Genomic DNA, 5173 nt, shown 5'->3' with positions numbered 1-5173 from the left:
TCCTTGTTGAGAAGTAGATTACCATACTTTTTTATTAGTGGGATAGTTTCATAAGTAATTCCCTATCTTCCTCGTCTTGATTTTGAGTGACTTGTAAGTTTTGTTGCCAGTTATACAGCAATTCTAACGCTGCTTTTCGGAAAGGATTATCAGGAGTAAGCGCTTCTAGTTACAATTTTTTGAGATAAGACTTAGCCCAAGAGTATGGTTGTGAATCTTTTTTCAGTAAATATTCTGCTGCTTCATGTCGATATTGAGTTACTTGGTATTTGGACTTTAAGGTAGTAAAGTGTTTTAAACAATTTTGATACTCTTTACTCATGTTGATAGTAGATCCGATCGCACTTAGTCAAATGTGTTATTTGCTACTATAGCAATAGCAGTAAAAAATGGCGAGTCAGACACCCAACGTTCTTATTTGTGGTGCTTGCTGCTATTTAAGTCGCCTGAAATACGTCGTACTGATCTAAGCTCACAGAAAATCAGGAATTAAAATCTTAGCAAGAGGCACAATAGTAGCTGGAGCGATTTTCAAAAAATATCGTAAAAAATCCCGTTGCCTGAAAGCTAGAGAATGTCGAAATCCAAAAAAATTATATGAATGCTGAAGAATTATTAAACCAAGGATTAAACCACAATTTGCAAGGGGATTATCAAGGGGCAATCGCAGCTTACACCCAAGCAATCAAGCTCAATCCTAACTATGCCGAAGCTTACCATAATCGAGGCATTATTTTAAGTAGTCAACTCAAAGATTATCGTAGTGCGATCGCAGATTTTAATCGCGCTATAGAAATTAATCCCAATTTTGCCACAGCTTATTATCACCGAGGTAATGCACGTTACTTTTTAGCTGATTACGAAGGAGCAATCGCAGATCATAACCAAGCATTACAAATCGATCCCAATCTCGCCCAATCTTACCACAGCCGGGGTAATGCTTACTTTGCCTTAGAAAAATACGACAAAGCGATCGCTGATTATATCCAAACAATTGAAATCAGTACCCAGTTAGCTGATAATATCAATATTGATATTGCCAATGCTTATCATAATCGAGGTGTAGCTTGTTTTGAAAGTGGCGATCATCAAGGTGCAATCGCTGATTTTCAGCAAGCTTTACAGTGGCATCCCAATTTTGCCGCAGCTTACAGCAATCGGGGTAATATTCACTATATCTTAGGAAATTTTCACGAAGCGATCGCTGACCACGACCGAGCATTACAATTAGATCCAAACTTGGCAGAAGCTTATCATAATCGAGGTAATGCCTACTACTCTTTAGCAGAATATGAAAGTGCGATCGCTAATTTCAACCGCGCACTAGAAATCAATCCCAAGTTTGCCGGAGCATATTACAATCGGGGTCTGGTTCTTGCTCATCTCAAAGAATATTATCAAGCAATTGAGGATTTTAACCAAGCATTAAAGTTTAATCCTGATGATGTGCAAGCCTATTGTGAACGAGGTCTTATTCGTAGTACTCTTGGGGATTATGAGGGTGCGATCGCAGATTATGATCAAGCGTTACAAGAAAATCCGACTTTAGCTTTAGTATACGGCTTTCGGGCGAATGCTCGTCGCCGACTGGGAAATTATCAAGGTGCAATTGAAGATAGTAATCGCTTATTACAACTCAATCCTAATTTAGCAGAAGGATATTGCGATCGCGCGGCGGCTCGTCGTTCTTTAGGAGATCATAAAGGAGCAATTAAAGATTACGATCGGGCATTGCAAATTAATGATAACTTAGCCGTAGCTTATTACGGTCGGGGGATTGCCCGTGAAGCCTTGCAAGATTTACAGGGAGCAATTGATGATAACACTCAAGCAGTAGAGCTTGTTCCTGAATTTTCTCAAGCGTACTGCAATCGAGGAAATGCTCGTCGTCTTTTGGGAGATGAAGAAGGAGCGATCGCAGATTATAATCAAGCATTAGAAATTAATCCCGATTTAATTGAAGCATATTACAACCGAGGTTCTACCCATTATGCTTTAGAAGAATATGAAAATGCGATCGCAGATTACACCCAAGCATTACAAATAAATCCCCAATCTGCTGCATTTTACAGCGATCGCGCTAATGCTCACTATGCCCTAGAAGATTATCAAGGGGCAATAGAAGATTACAGTCGTGCGATCGCGATCGACCCTAGCTTTGCTGAAGACTGGTACAATCGGGGTCGTAGCCGTTCTCTGCTGGGAGACTTACAGGGAGCGCTTGCAGACTTAAACCAAGCCTTGCTGCATCAGCCTAATTGGGCTTCAGCTTACATTCTTAGGGCAGATGTCTACCGCAATCTGAGAGACTATCAACGAGCAATTACAGATTTCCAGAAATCAGCAGACTTGTATTATCAAGAAGGAAATATCCAGTATTACCAACAAATTATTGAGCTAATTGAACAACTTCGTAATTCTTAAGAAGGCAGGAGGCAGAAGGCAGAAGCAATCCCCATAAATAAATTTAGGGGATTTCACAAAGGACACTGTAAATATGCGCTATGCCACTCGTTATACATATTTTTTTGTTTTTCATAAATAAATTTACTTGCTCTAAACCCTTTTGACAAAGAGAAGAATTCTTTTCTAAAACCTTCTGCCTTCTGCCTTCTGCCTTCTGCCTTTCTTTGGTAATTTTTGTGTTGAATTCCCCTTTTCTAGCAGATGCTGTGCATAGCTTGCTTTCCTAAAAAGGCAAATCTATAGGTCGATACAGTTCAGTTAAGCCCAGACTCCGAAAAAACAGCATAATTTGTTAACATCCTTCCCTCCAGATATAACGAAGGTGGTACACTACATCCATGCTAGGGGTGCCTACATAACCAGGCTGAGATCACACCCTTAACACCTGAGTCTGGGTAATACCAGCGGAGGGAAGCTGTTTATTGAGGAATTACAATATGCGGACAGAATGGGTTGCTAAACGACGTGGGCAGAGTAATGTATCTCAAATGCACTACGCCCGCCAAGGTGTTATCACCGAAGAAATGCACTACGTCGCCCAACGCGAAAATCTCCCTGCCGATCTCATTCGTGAGGAAGTGGCGCGGGGACGAATGATTATCCCGGCTAATATAAATCACACTAACCTAGAGCCGATGGCTATTGGCATCGCCTCTAAATGTAAGGTAAATGCTAATATTGGCGCTTCTCCCAACTCTTCTAATCTTCAGGAAGAAGTTGATAAGTTGAATCTATCCGTGAAGTACGGTGCTGATACCGTGATGGATTTGTCCACAGGCGGCGGTAATTTGGATGAAATTCGTACCGCCATCATCAAGGCTTCTCCAGTTCCCATTGGTACGGTGCCGGTTTACCAAGCTTTAGAAAGCGTCCACGGCACTATTGAGAATCTGACTGCTGATGATTTTCTCCATATCATCGAAAAGCACGCCCAGCAAGGAGTAGACTATCAAACTATCCACGCTGGGATTTTGATTGAGCATTTACCTTTGGTGAGAAGCCGCATCACTGGTATTGTCTCTCGCGGCGGCGGTATTTTGGCACGGTGGATGTTGCATCACCACAAACAAAACCCGCTTTATACCCACTTCCAAGATATTATTGAGATTTTCAAAAAATATGATGTCTCCTTCAGTTTAGGAGATTCCCTGCGTCCTGGCTGCACCCATGATGCCTCAGATGAAGCACAATTAGCTGAATTGAAAACCCTTGGACAGCTAACTCGCAAAGCCTGGGAAGATGATGTACAGGTGATGGTGGAAGGGCCTGGACACGTCCCAATGGATCAAATTGAGTTCAACGTCCGTAAGCAGATGGAAGAGTGTTCTGAAGCACCTTTCTATGTTTTGGGGCCATTGGTGACAGACATTGCTCCCGGTTATGACCATATTACTTCAGCTATTGGAGCAGCGATGGCTGGATGGTACGGTACTGCAATGCTGTGCTATGTAACACCTAAAGAACATTTGGGTCTACCAAATGCCGAAGATGTGCGGAATGGGTTGATTGCCTATAAAATAGCGGCTCATGCGGCTGATATTGCTAGACATCGCCCTGGTGCAAGGGATAGAGATGATGAACTTTCTAAGGCGCGTTACAACTTCGATTGGAACCGTCAGTTTGAATTATCACTCGACCCAGAAAGAGCTAAGGAATATCACGATGAAACTTTACCAGCAGATATCTATAAAACTGCTGAGTTTTGTTCGATGTGTGGGCCTAAGTTCTGCCCAATGCAAACTAAGGTTGATGCTGATGCGCTGACAGAATTAGAGAAGTTCTTGGCGAAAGAGGCTGTGACTCAAAGCTAACAGATTAGACCTTTTGCAAAAGTCGAAAAACCTCCGTAATTGGTATCAATTATAAGTTAAAACTCTTTTAAAACCTCATTCCCAGTTTTCGGCTGGGAATGAGACAAAATGGTTTTGCTTCTCTCAAAATATCAGGTTAGGTTTTGCGATCGCACTTTTACTTCCTACAATAGTAATCCAATTGCTATCGCTCCCCAATCAAAGCTAAATCAGTAATTCTGGTTGGTAATCTATGCGATCGCGTTTAATCGCGCCTACTTACTTCGGTAAAACCAGGCTTTGACGCACAGCACGCTTGCGGTCGCTTTTACGAATACCTCCAGCCATCTGATACTCATGGCTATCATTACCATATTTATAAGCAATACCACGCAAAATTTTCTCAGAATAGTCTGCCAAATCTTGTTCATTTTCAATGATCTGGGTTAGTAAGACATCAATAGTGGAGAGGGTAGTATTGTATGCTTCTAGAGATTGACGGAGACTTTCGATTTTTTCAGTATAATCTTTGACAGTTAAGCTCTCTCCGACATCGAGAGTTGGACTAATAGATTTAATGCTTGCTAGACGTAGTTCAGCTTTGCCAAGAGTACGTGAATTGCGTTTTGACCTTACCATAATTAATACTCATTTTCTGAATTCCTGATAACTCTATAGTGGACAATTGTTGAAAAAGTTGTCATACGTGAAATTGTTGATTTTTCTGAAAAAGCCTAAAATTTAAATCCCCTACAACATTTTTTGCCAATTGAAGCCATATTTATTGTTGAGGCACAGCAGTACTGTACCTCAAAAGCCTGTTCTATTTAAGGGAAGATGCTGTAACACAAGTCTGTTTCTGATAATGTGAAGGCGGAAGCTGCTACAGGCTGCGCGGAACACGGAAACGTGAAAGC

3 protein-coding genes and 1 riboswitch are annotated in these 5173 nt (G+C 41.4%); of the genes, 2 read left to right on the top strand and 1 reads right to left on the bottom strand.

Annotated features, from left to right (window positions below; genetic code table 11):
* Positions 1–597 precede the first annotated feature (597 nt).
* On the top strand, positions 598–2424 hold the full coding sequence (locus tag ACFE90_RS21405; RefSeq protein ID WP_375504064.1) for a tetratricopeptide repeat protein: 1827 nt from the start codon (positions 598–600) through the stop codon (positions 2422–2424).
* Positions 2425–2799: 375 nt separating this feature from the next.
* A riboswitch (TPP riboswitch) is annotated at positions 2800–2896 on the top strand.
* A 7-nt stretch (positions 2897–2903) separates the two neighbouring features.
* Positions 2904–4277 carry a phosphomethylpyrimidine synthase gene (thiC, locus tag ACFE90_RS21400; protein WP_229452048.1) on the top strand — a complete coding sequence of 458 codons (1374 nt, stop codon included), beginning with the start codon at positions 2904–2906 and terminating at the stop codon, positions 4275–4277.
* A gap of 258 nt (positions 4278–4535) precedes the next feature.
* On the opposite strand, the gene ACFE90_RS21395 is transcribed toward thiC, so the two are convergent.
* Entirely contained in the window at positions 4536–4895 is a 360-nt protein-coding gene (locus ACFE90_RS21395; protein WP_375504062.1) for a hypothetical protein, read from the bottom strand.
* Positions 4896–5173: the final 278 nt, after the last annotated feature.

It is taken from the genome of uncultured Nostoc sp., from assembly GCF_964245445.1.
Taxonomy (GTDB): Bacteria; Cyanobacteriota; Cyanobacteriia; order Cyanobacteriales; family Nostocaceae; genus Nostoc.
This window is presented reverse-complemented; position numbering and strand designations above follow the sequence as displayed.

Excerpts from the sequence above, each read along its gene's own strand:
- thiC (WP_229452048.1), top strand. The coding sequence starts at position 2,904 with ATGCGGACAGAATGGGTTGCTAAACGACGTGGGCAGAGTAATGTATCT.
- ACFE90_RS21395 (WP_375504062.1), bottom strand. The coding sequence starts at position 4,895 with ATGGTAAGGTCAAAACGCAATTCACGTACTCTTGGCAAAGCTGAACTA.
- ACFE90_RS21405 (WP_375504064.1), top strand. The coding sequence starts at position 598 with ATGAATGCTGAAGAATTATTAAACCAAGGATTAAACCACAATTTGCAA.